Source organism: Loktanella sp. F6476L (assembly GCF_023015725.1).
Taxonomy (GTDB): Bacteria; Pseudomonadota; Alphaproteobacteria; order Rhodobacterales; family Rhodobacteraceae; genus Yoonia.
Window position 1 is genome coordinate 819,202 of the sequence record NZ_JALKAR010000001.1, and the last position, 22,401, is coordinate 841,602.

At 56.5% G+C, this 22,401-nt stretch carries 21 protein-coding genes and 1 tRNA gene; 6 read left to right on the top strand and 16 right to left on the bottom strand.

Annotated elements, in window-relative coordinates:
* Positions 1 to 3 precede the first annotated feature (3 nt).
* From MWU61_RS04135 to gltX, 4 genes are all read right to left on the bottom strand, one after another.
* A complete protein-coding gene (locus MWU61_RS04135) occupies positions 4 to 972 on the bottom strand; it encodes a VCBS domain-containing protein (RefSeq protein ID WP_247126979.1) in 969 nt (322 codons plus the stop codon).
* A gap of 108 nt (positions 973 to 1,080) precedes the next feature.
* On the bottom strand, positions 1,081 to 1,575 hold the full coding sequence (locus tag MWU61_RS04140) for a GNAT family N-acetyltransferase (protein WP_247126980.1): 495 nt from the start codon (positions 1,573 to 1,575) through the stop codon (positions 1,081 to 1,083).
* A 34-nt stretch (positions 1,576 to 1,609) separates the two neighbouring features.
* Positions 1,610 to 2,905, bottom strand: a complete 1,296-nt coding sequence (gene gltA, locus MWU61_RS04145; RefSeq protein ID WP_247126981.1) for a citrate synthase — start codon at positions 2,903 to 2,905, stop codon at positions 1,610 to 1,612.
* A 94-nt stretch (positions 2,906 to 2,999) separates the two neighbouring features.
* The gene (gene gltX, locus MWU61_RS04150) at positions 3,000 to 4,403 is read right to left on the bottom strand and encodes a glutamate--tRNA ligase (RefSeq protein WP_247126982.1); all 1,404 of its coding nucleotides are present in this window, start codon (positions 4,401 to 4,403) and stop codon (positions 3,000 to 3,002) included.
* A 112-nt stretch (positions 4,404 to 4,515) separates the two neighbouring features.
* Here gltX and MWU61_RS04155 point away from each other — a divergent pair, with 112 nt between their 5' ends.
* Positions 4,516 to 6,612, top strand: a complete 2,097-nt coding sequence (locus MWU61_RS04155) for a ComEC/Rec2 family competence protein (protein ID WP_348645571.1) — start codon at positions 4,516 to 4,518, stop codon at positions 6,610 to 6,612.
* Here MWU61_RS04155 and lexA read toward each other — a convergent pair.
* From lexA to MWU61_RS04190, 7 genes are all read right to left on the bottom strand, one after another.
* Positions 6,606 to 7,310, bottom strand: coding sequence for a transcriptional repressor LexA (gene lexA / locus MWU61_RS04160; RefSeq protein ID WP_247127215.1), 705 nt, complete (start codon positions 7,308 to 7,310; stop codon positions 6,606 to 6,608). The two genes, MWU61_RS04155 and lexA, sit on opposite strands and share 7 nt — an antisense overlap.
* Before the next feature lie 87 nt (positions 7,311 to 7,397).
* A complete protein-coding gene (glp, locus tag MWU61_RS04165; protein WP_247126983.1) occupies positions 7,398 to 8,582 on the bottom strand; it encodes a gephyrin-like molybdotransferase Glp in 1,185 nt (394 codons plus the stop codon).
* Positions 8,579 to 9,055 (bottom strand): cyclic pyranopterin monophosphate synthase MoaC, encoded by a 477-nt coding sequence (gene moaC, locus MWU61_RS04170; protein ID WP_247126984.1) that lies wholly within the window; start codon positions 9,053 to 9,055, stop codon positions 8,579 to 8,581. The genes glp and moaC overlap by 4 nt, the downstream gene beginning before the upstream one ends.
* Positions 9,056 to 9,865: an indole-3-glycerol phosphate synthase TrpC gene (gene trpC / locus MWU61_RS04175; RefSeq protein WP_247126985.1), complete on the bottom strand. Its 810-nt coding sequence runs from the start codon at positions 9,863 to 9,865 to the stop codon at positions 9,056 to 9,058.
* Positions 9,862 to 10,509 carry a uracil-DNA glycosylase gene (locus tag MWU61_RS04180; protein WP_247126986.1) on the bottom strand — a complete coding sequence of 216 codons (648 nt, stop codon included), beginning with the start codon at positions 10,507 to 10,509 and terminating at the stop codon, positions 9,862 to 9,864. The genes trpC and MWU61_RS04180 overlap by 4 nt, the downstream gene beginning before the upstream one ends.
* Complete coding sequence (trpD, locus tag MWU61_RS04185) at positions 10,509 to 11,528, bottom strand: anthranilate phosphoribosyltransferase (protein WP_247126987.1); 1,020 nt, start codon at positions 11,526 to 11,528, stop codon at positions 10,509 to 10,511. Before trpD ends, MWU61_RS04180 begins: the two co-directional genes overlap by 1 nt.
* Positions 11,525 to 12,106: an aminodeoxychorismate/anthranilate synthase component II gene (locus MWU61_RS04190; protein WP_247126988.1), complete on the bottom strand. Its 582-nt coding sequence runs from the start codon at positions 12,104 to 12,106 to the stop codon at positions 11,525 to 11,527. The genes trpD and MWU61_RS04190 overlap by 4 nt, the downstream gene beginning before the upstream one ends.
* A 138-nt stretch (positions 12,107 to 12,244) precedes the next feature.
* On the opposite strand from MWU61_RS04190, the gene MWU61_RS19845 reads away from it, so the two are divergent.
* A complete protein-coding gene (locus tag MWU61_RS19845) occupies positions 12,245 to 13,795 on the top strand; it encodes a divergent polysaccharide deacetylase family protein (protein ID WP_247126989.1) in 1,551 nt (516 codons plus the stop codon).
* A gap of 104 nt (positions 13,796 to 13,899) precedes the next feature.
* Here MWU61_RS19845 and trpE read toward each other — a convergent pair whose 3' ends face one another.
* The 5 genes from trpE to fabI all read right to left on the bottom strand — a co-directional run bounded on the left by trpE (position 13,900) and on the right by fabI (position 20,051).
* Positions 13,900 to 15,411, bottom strand: a complete 1,512-nt coding sequence (trpE, locus tag MWU61_RS04200; RefSeq protein WP_247126990.1) for an anthranilate synthase component I — start codon at positions 15,409 to 15,411, stop codon at positions 13,900 to 13,902.
* A 39-nt stretch (positions 15,412 to 15,450) separates the two neighbouring features.
* The gene (locus MWU61_RS04205) at positions 15,451 to 17,292 is read right to left on the bottom strand and encodes a peptidylprolyl isomerase (RefSeq protein ID WP_247126991.1); all 1,842 of its coding nucleotides are present in this window, start codon (positions 17,290 to 17,292) and stop codon (positions 15,451 to 15,453) included.
* A gap of 60 nt (positions 17,293 to 17,352) precedes the next feature.
* Positions 17,353 to 18,528, bottom strand: a complete 1,176-nt coding sequence (locus MWU61_RS04210) for an aminotransferase (protein WP_247126992.1) — start codon at positions 18,526 to 18,528, stop codon at positions 17,353 to 17,355.
* 139 nt (positions 18,529 to 18,667) lie between these two features.
* Positions 18,668 to 19,186, bottom strand: coding sequence for a xanthine phosphoribosyltransferase (gene gpt, locus MWU61_RS04215; protein WP_247126993.1), 519 nt, complete (start codon positions 19,184 to 19,186; stop codon positions 18,668 to 18,670).
* Between the two features lie 58 nt (positions 19,187 to 19,244).
* Positions 19,245 to 20,051, bottom strand: a complete 807-nt coding sequence (gene fabI, locus MWU61_RS04220) for an enoyl-ACP reductase FabI (RefSeq protein WP_247126994.1) — start codon at positions 20,049 to 20,051, stop codon at positions 19,245 to 19,247.
* A 139-nt stretch (positions 20,052 to 20,190) separates the two neighbouring features.
* On the opposite strand from fabI, the gene pdxH reads away from it, so the two are divergent.
* From pdxH to MWU61_RS04240, 4 genes are all read left to right on the top strand, one after another.
* Entirely contained in the window at positions 20,191 to 20,796 is a 606-nt protein-coding gene (pdxH, locus tag MWU61_RS04225; protein WP_247126995.1) for a pyridoxamine 5'-phosphate oxidase, read from the top strand.
* 113 nt (positions 20,797 to 20,909) lie between these two features.
* Positions 20,910 to 21,425, top strand: a complete 516-nt coding sequence (locus MWU61_RS04230) for a cold shock domain-containing protein (protein WP_247126996.1) — start codon at positions 20,910 to 20,912, stop codon at positions 21,423 to 21,425.
* A complete protein-coding gene (locus MWU61_RS04235; RefSeq protein WP_247126997.1) occupies positions 21,422 to 21,892 on the top strand; it encodes a DUF192 domain-containing protein in 471 nt (156 codons plus the stop codon). The genes MWU61_RS04230 and MWU61_RS04235 overlap by 4 nt, the downstream gene beginning before the upstream one ends.
* 67 nt (positions 21,893 to 21,959) lie before the next feature.
* Positions 21,960 to 22,036: transfer RNA gene (locus MWU61_RS04240), tRNA-Pro, on the top strand.
* Positions 22,037 to 22,401: the final 365 nt, after the last annotated feature.

Here is a 22,401-nt window from a genome sequence, read left to right on the forward strand (position 1 = left end):
TTCTTACATCATGAAGGCGTCGGTTTCGCCGCCGCCGCCGCCACCACCGTCGGTGCCGATGCCATTGACTGTGACCTCAAGGGTCGCAGTCGAACCGCCTTCAAGGGTGTAAACAAAGTTTGTCACAGCGGATTCGCCGTCATTCAGTGCGGCAAAGGTGTTGGTGCCATCGACGCTGTCAGCAGAGAAATTGATCGCGCCGTCGGCTGTGATCTGCAACATCCCGCCATTGTCACCTGCGATGATTGTCGGTGTGCTTTGTGTGCTCATCGGATCAATGGTTGTACCGTTCATGCTGACCACGGATCCGGTGTAAGGATCGTCGCAATCGCCAAGATCATTGGCAAGGATCGACGCTTCGCCGGAATCGAGGAAATCAAACGTGTCGCCACGGCCAAACCCGGCAGTTTCCAAGACGGTCATGGTATCGTCAACGGCAGCTTCTGTTGGCTCGGTTGGGCCTTCAGGCACTTCTGGGGCTGTGCCGCCAAGTTTCAGGGAATCTTCCCGTGCGCCGTCTTCTGTACCAACTGACGTGAGGCGCGCGCCAAAGTCCTGAAGGTTGAAATCAGCCAATGTCAGATCGACTGTTTCGTGTGACAGGGTGAAAGAGGTGCTGCGGATATCGTCAGTGCTCATACCCTGTGTGCCGAACTGAACGCCACCGTCGAATTTGCCGTAGTCCTTCACGACTTCGCCGTTCATGTTTGTGAAGTTGTCAACTTTCGTCACGCCGTCAACTTTGAATGCCGTTCCTGTGACGTCGTCACCTGTGACGCTCAGGCCACCTGTGAGGCTATCGTCGAACAGGTCAAAGTAAATTGCGTTCAGGTCGCCAATTTCACCAGTGTCGTCGAGTACTTGCAAATCGAACTGCAAATTGCCGTCAACTTCGGTAATTGTGATGCTGACATTGACCTGACCTTCAAGGGTGAAGCTCATTGACGTTGCTGGGGCTGTACATCCGCTCATGTGTATCCATCTTTCAAAAATTTTCTTGTAGCGCATCGGTAAAAGCGGATTGCGACCGAAAGTTGTCCGCAATCGCCTGAAACTACGGCAAAACTGATTTTGATCGGGTTAAGATGTGGGTCGATCAAGCGCGAAATAAACGCTGTCAGACCATACCCCGTTGATACAATAGGTGTTTGGCGCACGGTGGGTTTCGTGAAACCCAAGCGCCACCAGTAATCCGGTCGAAGCGGTATTGTTCGGATCAACATCCGCAAAAACACGTGTCAGCGAAGTCGCGTTCCAGATGTGAGGCAAAATCGCGCGCATAGCTTCTAGCACGATACCGCGCCGCCAATAGTCAGGATGCAGGATAAACCCAACTTCGCCCTCGCCGTGACCGCCTGCGGTGCCCACGACAGTGCCATCCATTTCAATCACGAAATAGAGCAACGGATCGGCTGCGGCCATCATCCGGTCCAGATTTTCTTGGGTCCGCTCGGGGCTGTCATGGGGTGGGGTCGACCAATACTGCATCGCCCGCGGATCGCGAAAAATCGCGTGGAGATCCATCAGATCATCTTGGCGCGCGGCGCGTAGAATAAGGCGTTCAGTGGTCAGCATGTGAAAAGGGCCGCCCGAAGGCGACCCCAAAGTCTTAGCGCTTGTCTGGCGCGACATAATCGCGGGCTGTTTCACCCTTGTACAACTGACGCGGACGACCAATTTTCAACTGTGGATCGTCCAGCTGTTCTTTCCACTGGGAAATCCAGCCAACGGTCCGGGCCATCGCGAAGATCGGCGTGAACATAGATGTCGGGAAACCCATCGCTTCCAGAATGATTCCGGAATAGAAATCGACGTTCGGAAACAGTTTCTTTTCAGCGAAATACGGATCAGCCAGCGCCTGCTTTTCAAGCTCCATCGCGACCTGCAACAGGGGGTTGTCTTCAACACCCAGCAGTTCCAGCACTTCGTCGGCGCTTTCCTTCATCACGGTCGCCCGTGGGTCGAAGTTTTTGTAAACGCGGTGGCCAAAGCCCATCAGGCGATAGCTGTCGTTCTTGTCTTTCGCACGGGCGATGAACTCAGGAATACGGTCAACAGAACCGATTTCCTTGAGCATTTCCAAACATGCCTGGTTCGCACCACCGTGGGCAGGACCCCACAGACACGCAATACCAGCAGCGATACACGCGAACGGGTTCGCGCCAGAAGACGATGCCAAACGCACAGTAGACGTGGACGCGTTCTGTTCGTGATCCGCGTGCAGCGTAAAGATCCGGTCCATCGCTTTAGCGAGCACCGGATCAACTTTGTACTCTTCCGCAGGGACAGAGAAACACATGTTCAGGAAGTTGGACGCGTAATCCAGATCGTTGCGCGGGTACACAAACGGCTGACCGATGGAATATTTATAAGCCATCGCAGCAATCGTAGGCATCTTCGCGATCAGACGGATGGATGCAACTTCACGCTGGTGTTCGTCGTTGATGTCCGTGCTGTCATGGTAGAATGCAGACATCGCGCCCACAACACCAACCATCGTGGCCATTGGGTGCGCATCACGGCGGAAACCACGGAAGAAGTTATGCATCTGCTCGTGGATCATCGTGTGATTGGTCACAAGCTTTTCGAACTTCTCAAGCGTTTCGGCGTCCGGCAGATCGCCGTACAGCAGCGCGTAGCACACTTCGAGATAATGCGACTGACCAGCCAACTGGTCGATCGGATAACCACGGTGCAGCAATTCGCCTTTGTCACCGTCGATGAACGTAATCGTGCTGTCACAGGCCGCAGTTGACGTGAAACCTGGGTCATATGTGAAAACACCCGCTTGCGCGTACAGCTTGCGGATGTCGATAACGTCAGGACCAGCAGTCGGGGAGTGGATCGGCAGTTCGTAGCTCTGCCCATCAATCGTGAGCGTCGCGGTCTTAGGTGTGTCGGTCATTTTATTCCCCTTCTGAAGCGCATTCCATTCTGGCCCGCGCGGCGTGGTCGCGTTGTTCATGTCTCCCGTAACGATGAAACGTAACGAAAAGGTTTCAGGCTGTGGCGTCTTGCAGACGCGCCAACGTTTCATCCTTGCCAAGAACAAGCATCATATCAAACACGCTTGGAGTCGCGGTTCGCCCTGCAAGCACCGCACGTAACGGGGCCGCCAGCTTACCGAGTTTCGTCTCATTGGCCTCTGCCACGGAAGAAACGACACCCTCCAAGGCGTCTCGGGACCACGTAGCATTTTGCAACTGCGGCGTCAATTCTCTCAGTATACCTTTGTGTACATCATCAAGTGATTTCGCTGATTTCTCGTCAGGAACGATGGGACGTGAAGTCAGGATAAAGTGTGCTTTATCAAGGACATCTGGCAATTTCTTCGCGCGTTCTTTCAGGCAATACAACGCGGCGTTCAACCCATCACGTTGCTGTGCTGTCAGTGCCGTGGCGTCAGTTGCCGCTAGGAATGCCTCAATTTCGTGCAGCAGTGCAGCATCGTCTGCGACTGCAATGTGCTGACCGCAAATGTTGTCCAGTTTTTTGAAATCAAAGCGCGATGGCGACTTGCCAATGCCGCCCAGATCAAACCACTCTTTTGCTTGCGCATCGCTGAAAAATTCATCGTCGCCGTGGCTCCAGCCCAGTCGCGCCAGATAATTCCGCATGCCAGCCGCCGGATAACCCATCGCTTGATATTCAGCGGCACCAGTCGCACCATGACGTTTTGACAGCTTCTTGCCGTCCGGCCCAAAGATCAGCGGGATGTGCGCAAGCGTCGGTTTATCCCAGCCCATCGCGTCGTAAATCATGTTCTGGCGGAATGCGTTCGCAAGGTGGTCGTCGCCGCGGATCACATGGGTCACGCCCATGTCGTGATCGTCGACAACAACGGCCAGCATATAAACCGGCGTGCCGTCAGACCGCAGAATGATCATATCGTCGAGCTGGTCATTGGACCACGTCACATCGCCTTGAACCTCATCGTGCAAAGTCGTGGACCCGTCGCGCGGGGCTTTCACACGAACCGCATAGGGCAGGTCGGGGTGATCGACCTCTGCCACATCGCGCCAAGGCGACCGGAACAGCGTCGAGGTCTTGTTCGCACGGGCATCTTCGCGGAACGCTTCGATTTCGTCTTGGGTTGCAAAACATTTGAACGCCGTGCCGTCGGCTAGCATCTGCTGTGCGACCTCAACATGACGATCTGCGCGGGCGGCTTGCGACACGGGCTCACCATCCCAATCAAGCCCAAGCCACGTCAGACCATCCAAAATTGCTTTGGTGTTCTCGTCCGTTGACCGCGCTTTGTCCGTGTCTTCAATCCGCAGCACAAATTTGCCGCCGCGACCACGGGCATAAAGCCAGTTGAACAAAGCGGTGCGCGCGCCACCAATGTGCAATGCACCGGTGGGCGACGGGGCGAAACGTGTGACGACGGGTGTATCAGACATCGGATTTTAACCTTTCGTTCACCATGATTGGACATGGTGTGGATCAGACCTGCGGAATACGCAGCAAACCGGCGGAGGACAAGTGCGCCCGCTTGCGAATATCAGGGACTTGTTGACTGGCGCATTGCTTGCGCAGCGGGGCCATTTGATTGGCTGGGTGCCGCTTTGCTTGGCCTGCGGGATCGGCTGGTATTTCGCGATCAGGTTTGAACCGTCTTGGCCGTTTGTGATGACCGTTTTAGCCACGGCGCTGCTGTGCACGGGTTGTGCACGCATTGTGCACGTAGGTCACAGGCCGATTTTGCTGGCATTGGCGCTGATCGGGGCAGGGGTTGGTGTGGCGAAATGGCGTACCGAAGCCGTCGCAGAACCGGTCCTGTCGTTCCGCTACTACGGGCCAATCGAAGGCCGAGTCGTAGGGATCGACAGGTCGGCCAGCGACGCGCTGCGGCTAACCTTGGATCAGGTCTTTCTCAACCGGCTATCGCCAGACCGAACACCCGAACGGGTGCGCATTTCCATTCATGGTTCCATGCCCGCCGTACCTGTCAGACCGGGGCAGATATTAGCGACCACGGGGCACCTATCACCGCCTTCGGGGCCCGCCGAACCGAGTGGTTTTGATTTCCAACGGCACGCATGGTTCGCGCAACTAGGCGCGGTCGGATACATCCGTAACCCCTTGATCCGATTGGCACCTGCAGAAAAGGGAGGCTTTGGATTACGCGTTTTCGAGGCGCGCATGGCGGTATCACGCGGGGTGCAGGACACGCTGTCAGGTGAAGCGGGGGCATTCGCAGCCGCCATCATGAGCGGCGACCGATCAGGCATGTCGCAAGAGACCTTGGCGAACCTAAGGGCGTCCAATCTGGCGCATCTTCTGGCGATCTCTGGTCTACACATGGGCCTGCTCACGGGCTTTGTGTTTGCCGTGCTGCGTCTCATTCTCGTGATGATCCCGCGCATCGGATTGTTGTGGCCCGTCAAGAAGATAGCTGCTTTCGGTGCGCTGATGGCGGCGGCAGGGTATCTGGCATTGTCGGGCGGAAATGTCGCGACCGAACGCGCATTTACGATGGTTTCTGTCATGTTGATCGCCGTGATGTTGGGGCGGCCAGCATTGACGATGCGGGCCGTCGCAATCGCTGCGATCATCATCTTGGTGTTGCAACCCGAAGCGCTCACCGGTCCCGGTTTTCAAATGTCGTTCGCAGCCACAGCAGCGCTCGTTTTTGTGTTCCGGCAACTGCGGCATGTGAACTGGCAGCATTGGCCCAAATGGAGCAGGGGCGTCATTTCCGTCGTCATCTCGTCCTTCGTCGCAGGGGTAGCCACAGCGCCTTTCGCCGCCGCGCACTTCAATCAAATCGCCCATTACGGCCTGATCGCAAACCTGCTGAGCGTACCGTTGATGGGCGCGTTGATCATGCCAGCCGCTGTCTTGGCAGCTTGTCTTGCACCGTTTGGGCTCGCTTGGATTGGTCTCGCGATTATGGGCGTCGGTCTAAAATGGATATTGTGGGTAGCCAGCGTCGTGTCGGCGCAGGACGGCGCGGTGGGTCATGTCATGGCACCGCAGTGGTTTGTCCTTCCGGTGCTCGCGGGCGGTTTGATGTGGCTGATCCTATGGCAGGGCCGTTTGAAATATGTAGGCGTCGCGGTCGCTTTGGTTGCCTTCGGGTTTTGGTCACAAGCGACGCGCCCGGCAATTTTGATCGCTGATAGCGGTGGGATGATCGGGCGTATGACCGACGCTGGCCGTGCATTAAGCAAGCCGCGCGGGGATGGTTTTGTGACAGGTGTTTGGCTTGAAAATGACGGCGCACCCGTCGCGCAAGATATCGCAGCCACGCGCGACGGGATCACACGCCGCGTGCGACATTTTTCGACAAAGCTTGGCGATTGGAGTATCTTACAAGTGTCTGGAAAGACGGCACTTGCCGCGGTTCGGGGGTGTGACGGAGCGGATATCCTGATCAGCAACCAGAGCGAAGTTGGCCCACGCCCTTGTGCGGTTTTTGATATCGAACGCTTGCGCGAAACGGGATCATTGGGTCTGTCACTTACCGAGGATGGCGATCTGTCGATTACATCAGCCCATGCCGTGACAGGCGACCGCCCTTGGACAGCAAAAAGCGACGGGGATACCGCCGCTTTATCGTTTATTTTGCAACGCGATCGCCCGCAGTTTGCGCAAGCCGATCAGTAGGTGCGGATCAAACCCACCAGACGGCCTTGCACCTTCACCTGATCATCGCGAAATACACGCGTTTCATAAGCAGGGTTCGCAGCTTCTAAAGCGATGGCGCCGTTAGACCGGCGAAACTTCTTCAGCGTCGCTTCCTGATCTTCGACCAATGCAACAACGATATCGCCGTTATCAGCAGTCGTCGTTTCGCGAATGATCACAACATCGCCGCTGTTGATTCCGGCTTCGATCATGGAATCGCCTTTGACCTCAAGGGCGTAGTGTTCGCCTTTGCCAAGCATCGAATGGGGAACGGCCACCTGATGCGACGCATGTGCAATCGCTTCGATTGGCACACCAGCCGCGATCTGACCCATCATCGGCAGGCTGACAGACCCGTCCGCCTCAACCGGCATCGCAGCTGGTGGCGTTTGATCCGGCTTGCCGCCTTCAACAACGCGCGGTGTGAAGCCTGCACTTTTCTTTTCAAGTTTCTGGGACAGGGCGTCCGGCATTTTCACGATCTCAAGCGCACGCGCACGATGTGCCAAGCGACGAATGAACCCGCGTTCTTCAAGGGCCGTGATCAACCGGTGAATCCCCGATTTAGATCGCAGATCCAACGCTTCCTTCATTTCATCAAACGATGGCGGCACCCCATCGCGCTGCACGCGGACGTGGATGAATTCGAGCAGGTCGAGTTGTTTCTTCGTAAGCATCGCCGGTTTCCCATTGTTGTCGGTCATGTTGCTGACCTGTTTGGGATATGTTCTATCGATGTTCTTGTTTTGTGTCAACTTGCAACGTTAAAGTTGTATTGCCTTCACGGATGTTCCAGCCTGCAGAGCAGGTTGATTGATCGGGCGGATCAGTAATGCGTTTGCGTCTGACAGGACAGTCAGAAGGGCGCTGTCTTGGCGGGAATGGGCGGTGATCATGCGTCCATCTTCGGTTTCGGTGATCCGTGCGCGCATGTAATGTTCGCGGGGGCCATTGCGGGTCAGGTCGGCGGCGAGGGTGGCTGTCACAACCTGCGGCAATACATCCGTCAGTCCGGCCATCCGCCGCAACATCGGCAATAAAAACAAGTGGCCGCAGACCATTGCCGATACAGGATTACCCGGTAGCCCAAGGAAAGGCTTGTCGCGCATCGTGCCTGACATCAACGGTTTACCGGGACGCATGGCGATTTTATAGAACGCACGATCTAGGCCGAAATCCTGCGCCACTTCGCCGACCAGATCGTGGTCGCCGACAGACGCGCCACCAATCGTCACGATCAAATCAGCCGAGATCGCGGTGGTGAATGTATTGTGCAGTGCGTCTTTGGTATCAGCGGTGATTGGTAGGATATCAGCGGTGCCGCCGTTTGCCTCGATCAGTGCTTTGAGGCCAAAGATATTGGACGCGATGATCTGGTCTGGACGCGGATCACCGCCGGGCATGACCAATTCGTCGCCAGTGGCGATAAGCGCGACATGCGGGCGGCGCGCGACGTTAACGGTGGCGACATTCATCGCCGCCAGCAGGGCAATGTCAGATGCCGTCAGGCGGCGCGGGGCCCTCAGTTCAAATGCGTCGGGGAAATCCGCCCCGATAGGGCGCACATAATCCGATGTATCAAGTGCGTCGTTCAATGTGATGATATCGCCGTCACGGCTGACATCTTCTTGGATTACAACGCGGCTTGTGCCGATGGGCATAGGGGCGCCTGTGAAAATACGCAAAGCTTCGCCCGCTTGCACGATCCCGTCCCAAGCGTGTCCAGCCGCCGCTTCGCCGATAACCCGAAAAGTTGCGTTCGGCGAGACGGCGTCTGCCGCAACGGCATAGCCATCCATTGCGGAGGCTGCAAACGGGGGCTGCGGGCGCGTGGATTCCGCGGTGCGGATCAAGGTGCGACCAGCGGCCTCGGCCAGCGGAACCGTTTCAGCGCCCAACGTGGCCAGAGGGGCGAGGCAAAGGTCTTGGGCTTCGGCGACGGTGATCATTCCGCTTCGAACCGCCCCGATTTGCCGCCGTCTTTGAGTGTCACGCGGACACCGCCGATTTCCATGTCTTTTTGCACCGCTTTGACCATGTCGTAGACGGTAAGGGCGGCGGTGGAGGCTGCGGTGAGCGCTTCCATTTCGACACCGGTTTGGCCGGAGGTTTTGACCGTCGCTGTGATTTGCACACCGGGCAGAGTGTCGTCGGGCGTCAGATCGACGGTCACTTTGGTGATCGGCAACGGATGGCACAGCGGGATCAGGTCGGATGTTTTCTTGGCCGCCATAATACCAGCAAGCCGCGCGATGCCCAGAACGTCACCCTTTTTGGCGGTCCCTTGTTTAATGAGTTCAAGGGTTTGTGGTGTCATCTTGATCCAACTTTGCGCCGTTGCGATCCGGTCGGTGACGGGCTTATCCGATACATCGACCATGTGCGCTTGTCCATCGGCGTCAAAGTGGTTGAGCTCCGGCATTTAGCGTCCTGACATCAAGGGGTTAGCAAGCAGAGTTCGCGTGGCTGTAGTTACATCTTCCTGCCGCATTAGGCTTTCGCCGATCAGGAACGTTCGCGCGCCATAACGGGCCAGATCAGCCAGATCGTCAGGGCCTGTCAGGCCGCTTTCCGCAACAATCTGACGGTCGGCGGGGACCAGTTTGGACAGGGTCCGCGTGGTATCGAGCGTGGTGTCGAATGTCTTTAGATTGCGGTTATTGATGCCCATCAGCGGCGATTTCAACGCAGTCGCGCGTTCGAGTTCGTCTTGGTCGTGCACTTCGATCAAGACGTCCATGCCCCAGCCAAAAGCTGCATCTTCGAGTTCTTGCGCTTGGCTGTCGGACACGCTGGCCATGATGATCAGGATGCAATCGGCGTTCAATGCGCGCGCTTCGGCCACCTGATAGGTGTCGTACATGAAATCTTTACGCAGAGCGGGCAGGTTGGTCGCCGCACGTGCCGCGACAAGGTATTCATCGGCACCTTGAAAGGACGGGCCGTCGGTCAAGACAGACAGGCAGGTCGCACCACCGTCTTCGTAGGCTTTGGCAAGTTCTGCGGGGTGGAAATCGGCGCGGATCAATCCTTTGGACGGGCTGGCCTTTTTGACCTCTGCAATCAGGCCGTATCCTTCGCGGGTTGCCTGCGCCAATTTGTCGGCGAAACCGCGTGTCGGGCTCGCGTCGCGGGCTTTGGCTTCGACGTCTGCCAGTGGCACTGCCGCTTTGCAGGCCGCGACGTGCTCGAGTTTGTAGGCTTTGATCTTGTCGAGGATCGTTTCGGTCATTGCGGGTCCGCCCAGTTTATCGGTGTGTTCCCTTGTTCAATAAGCCACTGGTTCACTGTTGAAAATGGGCGCGAGCCGAAAAAGCCGCGATGCACCGACAAAGGTGATGGATGCGCCGAGCTGTGGATCAGGTGCGGTCCCGTGATGTGTTTGACGTAGGTCTTTGCTGGACCACCCCAAAGAACGAAGGCGCGGGGTTTATTGGTCAGGTGCTGTAAGACCTGAACCACGAGTTTTGACCAGCCAATTTTGGCGTGCGCTTTTGCCTGACCGGGCGGGACGGTAAGCGCTGTGTTCAACAGCAGAACACCCTGTGCTGCCCAATCATCAAGCGACGTTTTGGTGCGTGATTGGTGAAGATCGGTCTGTATCTCTTTGAAGATATTACCCAAACTATCAAGCCTGCCGCCAAAACCATCCGGGATTGAGAACGCTAAACCGTCCGCTTTGCCAAGCGTATGATAGGGATCTTGGCCGATGATCACGACCTTGGTCGCATCAGGCTGCGTGTCTTCAAGCGCCTTGAAAGTTAGCCGTGCAGGCGGCAGGAACGCCTGTTCTGCAAGCTGTTCGCTGATGTTGGGCAAATCATCGTTGAAAAACGGCAGATCCGCCCATGCCCCAAGTCGGCTGGTGTCAAACATTACGCGGCTGAAGTGACACGTGCCAAAGATTCGACCGCAGCTTTTGCTTTGCCGCTGTCGATACTTTCACGTGCCATATCAACGCCTTGCTTCAGACCATCGGCAGTGCCCGCTACGACACAGGCCGCAGCCGCGTTCAGCAGAACTGCATCGCGATAGGCGTTTTCGGCACCGTCGAGCAGGGCACGGAACGCCACTGCGTTGTCTGCCGGGGTTCCGCCAAGAATGTCCTTGAATGGATGCGCGGGCAGGCCTGCGTCCTCTGGGTGGATTTCTAGCGACGAGATTTTACCGTCCGGCGTCAAAGCCGCGACCGCCGTCGGGCCGCAGATGGTGATTTCGTCGGTGCCGTCCGATCCATGGACGAGCCATGCGGCCTCTGACCCGAGCTCTTTGAGCGTCTCGGCCATCGGGAAGATCAAATCGGGTGCAAATGCGCCGGTCAACTGGCGTTTGACCCCAGCGGGATTTGTAAGCGGTCCCAATATGTTAAAGATCGTTTTGCATCCAAGTTCTTGGCGTGTTGGCATCACATGCTTGACGGCTGGATGGTGCATCGGGGCCATCATGAAACCGATGTTGGCTTCTTGCAAACCAGCCTCGACCACGTCTGGGCCGACCATAATCTTAATGCCCATTTCGGTCAGAATATCGCCCGCGCCAGATAGGGACGACAGGTTCTTGTTGCCGTGTTTCGCGACCGGAAGGCCTGTCCCTGCCACAACAAAAGCGGTCGCTGTAGAAATGTTCAGCGTTTTCATCCCGTCGCCACCAGTACCGACGATATCGATCGCGTTCGCCGGTGCTTGGACGGCATTGCACCGCGCGCGCATGACGGCAGCGGCTGCAGCGTATTCTGACACGGATTCGCCGCGTGCCCGCATTGCCATCAATAATCCGCCGATTTGGGCGTCGGTTGCTGCACCATCGAACAACAATGAGAATGCCATGTCCGCTTGGGTGCGTGAGAGTGGACCTTCGCTGGCTGCAAAGATCAGGGGCTTCATCGCATCACTCATGCCGGAACCTTCATGTTTTTCAAAAAGTTGTCGAGCATTGCATGCCCGTGTTCAGACGCAATCGATTCGGGGTGAAACTGAACGCCGTGGATCGGCAGCGTCTTGTGCTGCATCCCCATGATCGTGCCGTCTTCTAGCTCTGCCGTGATTTCCAGGCAATCTGGCAGCGTTTCCCGTTCGACGATCAGGGAATGATACCGCGTGGCTTCAAACGGTGTTGGCAGGCCCGCGAATAGGCCTTTGCCTGTGTGGTGCATCGTCCCCATCTTGCCGTGGACGATATCGTGGCAGCGCACAACCTTGCCACCAAAGGCTTCACCAATCGTTTGATGCCCAAGGCAAACGCCCAAAAGCGGTGTCTTGGTCTCGGCCGCTGCTGCTGTCATGGCAAGGCAAATGCCGGCTTGGGCCGGATCACAGGGACCGGGTGACAGCAAAATTGCCTCTGGTTTCATCGCCATGGCATCTTGGACATCTATCGCGTCGTTCCGTTTCACGACGACGTCCGCACCGAGTTCACCAAGGTAGTGCACCAGATTATAGGTGAAACTGTCATAATTATCGATCAAGAGCAGCATTGTCGGCGGCTTTCTAGGAATTTGGGGCTACCGTCCAAGCATGAGGTGACGGTATAGTCCCGATATAAATGGGCTGATACGTGGGGCGCCGTCAAGGCGAAGCGTGTTGGGTGACTAGGGCAGGTGGGAGAACGCGTCGTGCGCGGATTTTTAAGTGGTGGACTTTGGGGTCTTGTATTTGGCGGTATCACTGCCGCTGGTGCGTCGCTTGTTGGCGAACAACCGGCACGGAACGATCCGCCTGCTGAACCGCAGATCGCGGCACCTGATGCGTTAAATGAAACGGCAGCAACGCAGGTCGCACCTGAAACGCAAAGCAATTCAGAGACGGCGACTCCAGCCGTTGCACCTTCGCCGCTTGTGGCACCTGAGACTGAATCGCCGGACGTTGGCAGTGACGATTTGACAGACCTGTCTGAAACTGCGCCAGCTGCACTGCCACAAACTATTGACGTCACGGGCCAGATTGCCGCGCCTGCTGAAACATCATCGGCGGACGTGACTGTCGCAGGTGAAGCGCCTGTCTTGCCGAACCCGCAATCTATTGTGCCATTGGTGCCTGCAACCGAAGCACCGATTGATGTGGATACGAACCCGGCGGCACCATTGCCCGGTGAAGCGCCAGAAATTGCCGATGCTGCCCCCGTTGCAAAAGATGCGCCGACTGTGATCTCTGAAAGCCCGACCGTGGCCGTAGTTGATGATGCTGAGATTGCTGTTCCTGATCAGCCAGCGTCTTTGGAGGCACCGGATCAGGGCGATACGGCCGCTATTGCGGGAACTGAAGCACCGGATGGCGTTGTGCCGACGGACGATCCCGTTGCTGAAACTGCCCCCGCAACTGAAAGCGTAGATGAAGAACCAGTCGTTGTGGCCATCGTAGATGACGCAACAGCGTCAAGCCTGCCGACAAGCACTGCGGGCGTACGGGTGAACCGCCTGACGGGTGGTGCAGAAGACGAGACCGCAGTCACGGACGACGAAACCGTCGCTGAAGAAGAATTCTCCGAAGGAACGCCTGCTTTGGTTCGCTTTGCCGCGGATCACGCTGATACAGGGGGCCGCCCTGAGGTGTCCGTTGTGTTGATGGATGACGGCAGCTCTGATGGTGCGGTGTCTGCTGTTGCGGGCGTGTCTTTTCCAGTCACTGTTATGCTGAACCCGTCGGTTCCAGATGCGACCGACCGCATGCAAGCCTACCGCGCTGCTGGCATCGAAGTCGGTATTCTGGCGGCCTTGCCAGCGTCCGCCACGGCCTCGGATGTCGCGATCTTCTTTGAAGCCGCGTTTTCCACACTGCCTGAAACGGTCGCTGTGCTTGATGCAGGCGAGGCTGGTTTACAGGCCGATCAGGACGTCACCACACAGGCGATTTCGGCGTTGACGGAAGATGGACGGGGCTTGGTCACGGTGTCACGCGGTCTGAATTCAGCCTTGCGCGCTGCTGAAGAACAAGGCGTGCCGACAGGTATCATCTACCGCAATCTGGACGCTGAGGGCCAAGACGCCCGTGTTATCCGTCGTTTCCTAGATCAGGCTGCGTTTCGTGCTCGTCAAGAAAGCGGCGTGGTTCTGCTTGGCCAGATCCGTGGTGAAACGATTTCTGCGTTGATCCAGTGGGGGGCTGCAAACCGTGCAAGCCAAGTCGCCATGGTTCCGATTTCACAGGTTTTGCTGGACGAGGAATAAACGCAGGCGTTTGCGCCCGTTGATCGTGCGGGATGCCTCCGGCGGAGGTATTTAGGACCGAAAGAAATTGGGCGCTGCGCATCAGATTGCGCGGCGCCTTTTGTTTAGCTGTTGCCTGAGCCTGTGAACATCGCCGCGTCTGCAGCTGCTTTGCGGATCGCGTTCGATTTGTGGACGGTTTCCATATATTCGGCTTCAGGGTCGCTGTCATAGACCACGCCGCCGCCGGCTTGGATGTACAACTTTTCGTCCTGAAGGACCGCAGTGCGCAGCGCGATACACATGTCCATGTCGCCATTGGCGCTGAAATAGCCACAACCGCCACCGTAGACGCCGCGCTTTTCAGGTTCGAGTTCGTCGATGATTTCCATCGCACGGACCTTGGGCGCGCCGGAGACTGTACCTGCGGGCATGCCTGCGAAGAAAGCCGACAGCGCGTCTTGATCATCGGCGAGTTCACCGACCACGTTGGACACGATGTGCATCACGTGGCTGTAGTATTCGACTGTGAATTTCTCGGTCGGTCGTACCGTCCCGATTTTGGATACTTTGCCCGTGTCGTTCCGTCCAAGATCAAGCAGCATCAGATGCTCTGCCAGCTCTTTTTTGTCGGCCATTAGATCGGCTTCGTTTGCTTTGTCCTGTTCGGGCGTGGCACCGCGCGGACGCGTGCCTGCTATCGGACGGATTGTGACCTGTTTGCCAAGCACCTGCACAAGGATTTCGGGCGAGGCTCCAATCACCTGATAGCCGCCGAAGTTGAAGTAGAACATGTACGGCGACGGGTTTGTGCGGCGTAGCGATCGGTACAGCGAAAACGGTGGTTCGCGGAAATCTTGTGTCCAGCGTTGGGACGGCACGACCTGAAAGATGTCACCGGCGCGAATGTATTCTTTCGCCTTCTCAACGGCTTCAAGATAGGCGTCGTGGCTGAAATTGGATTGTTCTGGCGCGATAGGATCAGGATTAGCCAAGGCGCGACTATCAACCGGGGCAGGGCGTTCAAGCGCGCGGGTTGCGTCCATCACGCGTTCTGCGGCCTGCGCGTAGGCGGCTTTAGCGGATAGCCCACTGTCTGTCCAAGCAGGGGCCACGAGGATCACATCGCCCTTCACACCATCCAGCACGGCCACAACGGACGGACGGATCATTACGGCATCGGGCAAGCCGATGGGGTCGGGATTGACGTCAGGCAGATGTTCGATCAGCCGGATCATGTCGTAGCCCAAGAAGCCAAACAGGCCAGCTGCAGCACCGGGCAGGTCAGCAGGCAAATCGATCCGGCTTTCGGCAATGATGCCACGCAGCGCTGTCAAAGGATCGTCGGGGCAATCAGTGAATGCGGCTTCGTCAAACCGTGCGGTGCGGTTCAGGCGACTTGATGTGCCGCGACATTCCCAGATCAGATCAGGATTCATACCGATGATGGAATAACGGCCACGGACTTCACCGCCTGTGACGCTTTCCAACATGAACGCGTTCTTGCCCGCGCCATTCAGTTTCAGCATCAACGAGACAGGCGTGTCTAAATCTGCAGCGAGCCGTGTGTAGACGACCTGATTTTTGCCGGCCTCATAGCCAGATGCAAAGTCGGTGTAGTCGGGAAGCAAGGCCATGATCGTCCTATCGGGTCTTAAACGGGTGGCCCTGAGGCCTTATTGGAATGATGTGTGAACAGCCGTGACGGCAGCAGGATTGATCGCAACATCTGTGTCACGCTGGATTTCAGCGTTGAAGACTTCAAAGATGTCCTGCGCGATGCCAGCAGATGCCGAATTGGCAAACACGTCACGATCAGCGGTCAGCGTTTCATCGTCGGCGGCGGGCACAGATTGCGTTTCCAACCGGACGATGGCGGCAAATGTGCCTGCGTCGATTGTTATCACTTCACCTGTTTCCATTTCGAACACACGTTGGATAAAGCCCGGTGGTGTGCCTTCGACAAAGCTGCGGCGCGTCAGGTTTTCTTCGGATGTGGCAACCAATGCGACAGTTTCGAAACCTGCTGTGGCAGTGAGTTCAGCGGCGACGGCTTCTGCTTCTTCGAGGACGGCCTGTTGGGTACGGGCGACTTGCCATGCGTCTGCAGCTGCGTCTTTGACGTCGGCAAGCGGGCGCAGGGCAGGCGGCGTGATCCCGTCTAGACGCAGCGTGAAGATACCGCCGTCTTCGAGTTCGAACAGGTCGGGGAAGTCGCCTTCTGCGACTGTCGCTGCGGCATTCCGGAACGAATCGTATGCCGCAATGTCGTCGCGATTTTCAGTGGACCAGTCGATGGTTGCGATGCGCAGGTCAGTTTGGTCTGCGAGATCTTCGAGACGTGCACCACCTGCCAGCAGGTCGTTGATGCCTTCGCGGGAATCGTCGATGACACGGCGGGCACGGGATGCGGCCAGCTCTGCGCGCAGTTCCGGTTCTGCTTCATCAAAGGTTGTTTCGTCAGCGGCCAACACCGCATTCATCCGGAACAGAGCAGGGCCAAAGTCGGTTTCAAAGGGTCCCACGATATCGCCGGGGTTTGTCGCAAATACGGCTTCGCCTGCGGCACCCAGATCGTTTTCATCGACGTCGCCCATGTCGACATCGGTCAGGGCCAAGCCACGTTCCGCAACGAGGTCTTCAAAAGTAGTTTCTTCTGCAGTGATCGCAGCAATGGCGGCGTCTGCTTCGGTTTGGTCAAGATAGACCAGACGTTCAACAAGACGGCGTTCTGGACGCACATATTGGGCGATCCGGTCGTCGTACAACTGGCGCACGGCTGTCGCATCAACAGTCACGTCGTCTTGGATCATATCCGGTGTCAGCCATGCGTAGGTGATGGCGCGGGTTTCGGGTGCTGTAAACTGATCAGGGTTTTCGTCGTAAAACGTCTGGATGTCAGCATCTGTTGGGCCGGGAACGGGCTGTGTCAGATCGTCAGCCGTCAGGGTCGCCCAAGTGATTGAACGTTGTTCGCCGATATAGCGGGCGAGGGTGTCAGCATAGGCCTGTGGTGCCTCAACGCCGTCCACGATTGCGCCTTGCAACAATGTGCGGGCAGCTTCTTCACGGATGCTGGTTTCGAATTCGGCTTCGGTCATGCCATTGCGTTGCAGGCTGCTGCGGTAGGCTTCGCGATCAAAACCACCGTCCAGACCACGGAAGCCGGGGACGCGCAGGACTTCTTCACGAACACGTTCGTCACCAACGGACAGGCCCAATTTAGCCGCCTCGTTGTCGAGCGTCCGTTCCGCAATCACGCCGTTCAGGACCTGTTGATCAAGGCCAATTGCTTGGGCTTGGACAAAGCTGACAGGGGTGCCGACTTGTGCTTCGAAAGCCCGAATTTGTTCGTTCAGGGCGCGTTGGTACTGTACCACTGGAATGGACTTGTCGCCAACGGTGCCGATGCTGCGGATTGTGCCGGACAGACCGCCCGCGCCAAAGCCTAAAAGGCCTATCAGCAAGAGGACAACGATCACCCATGCGGCGGATTGTTTTGCTTTACTTTTGGCCATTGGATCGGTCCCTCAAACTTGGTTGACGATGAATAAGACGCAGCCCACCGGTCTGCAAGGTCACAGGGTCAGGTTTTCGAGCCGATCGAACAAAACTGCGATACCTGCGCGGTCGATATTGGCAAAAGCGATCCGCAATTGCTGTGCGCCGCCCGCGACATCATCGGGCATGAACATTGTGCCGGGCAGCGTGAGGATGCCTGCGTCTTGCACCAGTTTCTGGGCAAGGACGTCGGACGCCATATCAAATGGGTGCTGCATGTAGGCAAAATAGGCGCCACAGCCGAGCAGTTTCCATCCTTTGGCGGCGATCCGCGGGAAGTTCTCTTCGATCGCGGCACGGCGGTCGAGGATTTCAAGCCGTTCACCTGCAAGCCAGTCGTCCAGATTGTGCATCCCCCATAGGGCTGCACGTTGGCCGAGCTGGTTTGGGCAGATCGTGACGGTATCGAGGAACTTTTCCGCTTCGGCGAGCAGGGAAGTGCTTGCCACCATCGCGCCAACACGGTGGCCTGTCAGCCGGTAGGCCTTTGAAAACGAATACAGTTGGATCAGCGTATCGTCCCACTGCGGATCAACGAACAGATCATGTGGCGCACCGGTCCGACTGTCAAAATTGCGGTAGGTTTCGTCAACGATCAGCTTTATGCCACGGCGGCGCGCGAGATCGCGGAAGGCAGATAGGGTGGCCGCGGGGTATTCAACGCCTGCAGGATTATTCGGGCTGACCAGCGCAATTGCGCTGGTTTTGTCAGAGATGAGCGCGTCGGCGGCATCTGCATCCGGGATCATCCCGTCACCAACCGTCAACGGGACGGTTTTCACGCCCGCCATGTCCAGCCACATGCGATGATTAAAGTAATACGGGACGGGGATGATGACCTCGTCGCCTTCAGTACAGATCGCGGAAATTGTGGCCGCGAAGGCTTGGTTGCAGCCAGAGGTAATCGCGACCTGATCTGGGCGGACTTCGCCACCATATGCAGCCGTCCAACGTGTCGCGATTTCGGCACGGAGGTCTGGCAGGCCCAAAACAGGCCCATAAAGGTGGGTTTCTGCGTCGTCGCGGATCATATCCGCCATCGCATCGCGCATAGGCGCAGGTGGCGGATCGACGGGTGCAGCTTGGCTTACGTTCAAAAGGGGGCGGTCTGCGGGATGGATCACGCCGTCGAGCCAACGGCGGGCTTCCATCACGGGTGGTGAAAACGTGGCGTTGGTCCGCGAAATGCTCATGGTGTGATCCAAATGTGCGGCTGCGCCGCGTTACTTTTGTGAATTGCCGGAAGAACCGAGAGCCGAAGACAGACGAAAGCCAGATTGGTGGCCGTCCAAACGTCGATAAAGCAACTCTCGGTTTGCAAAGGGCGAACGCTTAGTCCTGGCCGCGATATGGTTCGACGTATTGCAGCGCCATATCCCATGGGAAGAAAATCCATGTGTCTTGGCTAACACCTGTGATGAACGTGTCGACTTGCGGTTCACCTTCGGGTTTGGCGTAGACGGTGGCGAAATGCGCTTTGGGGTACAACGTGCGGACGAGTTCGAGCGTTTTTCCGCTATCCACCAGATCGTCGACGATCAGAATACCGGTGCCGTCGCCCATCATTTCGTCGTCCGGTGATTTCAACACCTTTGCTTCGCGACGTTGGTCAGCCGCGCCACCACCCGAATGATATGAAACCACAGAGATGGTATCGACAGTCCGAATGTCGAGTTCGCGTGCCACGATCATCGCAGGGGCCATGCCGCCGCGTGTGATGGCCACAACTGCTTTCCATGCCCCGTCGTCTGGCCCTTTGCCGTCAAGCCGCCATGCAAGTGCACGGCTATCGCGGTGGATCTGGTCCCAGCTGATGTGGAATCCTTTTTCGTGGGGCAGGCGGTCGGTCATGTGTCTTCCTTTGGGTGGTCGTTTGCGGTGGCGGCGCAGGGCGCGCCGCCGAAACAGTTTATTCTTTTGTGATATCAGGCGCGTCGACGGCTTTCATACCGACAACGTGGTAACCTGCGTCAACGTGCAGAACTTCGCCCGTTGTGCCGGACCCGAGGTCCGACAGCAGGTAAAGCGCGGATTTGCCAACATCTTCGATTGTTACCGTGCGGCGCAACGGTGAGTTATATTCGTTCCATTTCAGGATGTAGCGGAAATCGCCGATGCCGGATGCGGCCAGCGTCTTGATCGGACCTGCTGAAATCGCGTTCACGCGAATCCCGTCTTTGCCGAGGTCCTCAGCCAGATAACGCACGGAGGCTTCAAGCGCTGCTTTACACAGACCCATGACATTGTAATGCGGCATCACACGTTCTGCGCCGTAGTAGGACAATGTCAGGCAGGACCCGCCTTCGTTCATCATCTTTTCCGCGCGCTGCACAACGGCGGTGAATGAATAAACAGAGATGTCCATGGATGTCAGGAAGTTCTGACGGCTGGTGTCCACATAGCGGCCACGCAGTTCGCCTTTGTCAGAAAAGCCAATGGCGTGAACGACGAAGTCCAGCTTGCCCCACTTCTTTTCGAGTTCAGCGAACAGAGCGTCGATGGATGCTTCGTCATTGACGTCACACGGCAGAACGATGTCGGATCCTGTTTGTGCAGCAAGTGGGCCAACACGTTTCAGAAGCGCGTCACCTTGATAAGAGAACGCCAGTTCGGCGCCTGCGTCGGCGCAGGCCTTCGCAATGCCCCAAGCAATCGACTTGTCGTTTGCCAAGCCCATTATCAGGCCGCGTTTGCCCTTCATCAATTCAGACTTCATGTGGCTGCCCCTTATTTATTTGTGCCATGTCTCCTGTGGTTTAGGCGATGCGGAGGAGCGCAGCAAGTTAAAGCACATTGTCAGATGGGTGCGAACGCCCTAACTCATTACATAGGACCTGATACGAAGGACGGGACGTATGGCAGATAGGGACGGAATTTTCGCGGGGGACGATCCGTTTGTGATCGCGCAGCGCTGGCTGGATGATGCTGCTGAAACCGAAGTGAACGATCCGAATGCAATTGCTTTGGCGACGGTTGATTCGGATGGATTACCCAACGTTAGGATGGTCCTTTTGAAAGAAATCACCGCCGACGCTTTTGTTTTTTACACGAATTATGAAGGTCAGAAGGGGCAAGAAATTGAAGCATCGGGCAAAGCCGCCTTTGTCCTGCATTCAAAATCGCAACGTCGCCAAGTGCGCGTTCGCGGCTTGGTTGAACGCGAAGATGCTGCTATTTCGGATGCATATTACGCGTCCAGATCGCTTCAGAGCCGTTTAGGGGCTTGGGCGTCAGCACAATCCCAGCCTTTGGCATCGCGCGGCAGATTGATGGCTGAGGTTGCAAAAATCACGGCGCAAAAAGGGACGAACCCAGCGCGGCCTCCGCATTGGGGCGGCTATCGGATCACGCCGCTTGAGATAGAGTTTTGGGCCGATGGGGCCTATAGATTGCATGATCGTTTCCAGTGGACACGTCCAACGCGAGGTCAACAGTGGGAAATACAGCGCTTGAACCCATGAATTTCACGAAGCGTGAACGGTAAACGCTTGTCAGGCGGTTTGTTTTCTGATCGTTTAATGTATACCTAATCTAATCAGCGGCCGAATGTCGCTCGGCGCGAAGAGTAATACAAATGTCATCGACCACTCCGACCCACACTATCAAAGGCCATGTGAAGTGGTTCGACCCTACCAAGGGTTTTGGCTTTATCGTGCCCGAAGACGGCGGCAAGGACGTGCTGTTGCACGCAAATGTGCTGCGCAACTTTGGGCAAGGCTCTGTCGCGGATGGTGCCGAAATTGAAATTGAAGTGCAGGAAACAGATCGTGGCCTGCAAGCCGTCAGCGTTGTTGATATCGCCGTCGTCGTAGATTCGATTCCCCCGCTACGGGATATGGAAGAATTATCGCCCGAAGATATCGCGAAAGTCACGATTGAACCTGCACGGGTGAAATGGTTCGACAAAGCCAAAGGATTTGGGTTTGCAAATGTCTTCCGTGACCCTGAAGATGTCTTTGTCCACATAGATGTGCTGCGTCGCTCTGGTTTGGCCAATTTGCAGGCCGGCGAAGCGATTGGTGTGCGTTTGTTCAATGGTGAACGTGGGCGAATGGCGATTGATGTGGTGACGTGGGACAACGTGAGTTGATAAAAAGATGTGCGGCAGGATTGCTGCTGGTGTGCTTTGGGGCAGGGGCTGCGTCTGCGGCTTGTTCTGAGGACGTAGTGCGGGTCGTTGGCGATTTTGGTCAGGCAAACTTCAAGGTTGATGTTGCCGATGATGATCAGGAACGCGCGCAAGGTTTGATGTTCGTTCAAAGCATGCCAACGCTTGGGGGCATGCTTTTTGTTTATGATCAGCCCGGTCATGCGACTTTCTGGATGCGAAACACACTGATTCCGCTGGATATGTTGTTCATCACGCCTGCCGGCGTGGTGTCCCATATCCACGAGAATGCGATTCCCGGCGATGAAACCACGATCGACGGCGGTAAAGGGATTCTTGCCGTGCTCGAGATCAATGGCGGCTTGTCGTCACGGTTGGGAATTACAGAAGGGGCTATGATTCAGCACCCGTCTTTTGGCGCGGATTCCGTGTTACCTTGCCCAAAATAAAAAATCTTCATTTTGTAGAATTTAGGGGTTTTCAATCCCGATCGTACCCTCTAAATCAAGCCTCAGTCGGGGCATAGCGCAGCCTGGTAGCGCATCTGTTTTGGGAACAGAGGGTCGGGAGTTCGAATCTCTCTGCCCCGACCACTTCACAAAAATTGTGACAAACGAGCCGGTCGCCTTCGTGGCGGACCGCCTGTTTTGTTTGTTGCGCCGTGGCGAATCTGCACAGCTACCAAATGTAGTGCGCGAAGGGTGCCGAACCGATTCTCACGGAATCGCCTGACGCCGGCGTTAAAGCAAAAGATGAACCCTTGGGGCTAAGTCAGCCAGTTTATTAAACTTCTTCGGTTCGTCTTTTCCACAGGTCCGGTTAACCTTCTGTGGAGAACTCTGAGGATGAATCGGGGAAGTGTTTCCCGCCCTTTTTCAAACTCAGTCGTCAACTGCTTTAATCTACATATAGTGGTAAAAAATCCGTTGACCCCCAAGGGGGGGATGCGCCAGATTGT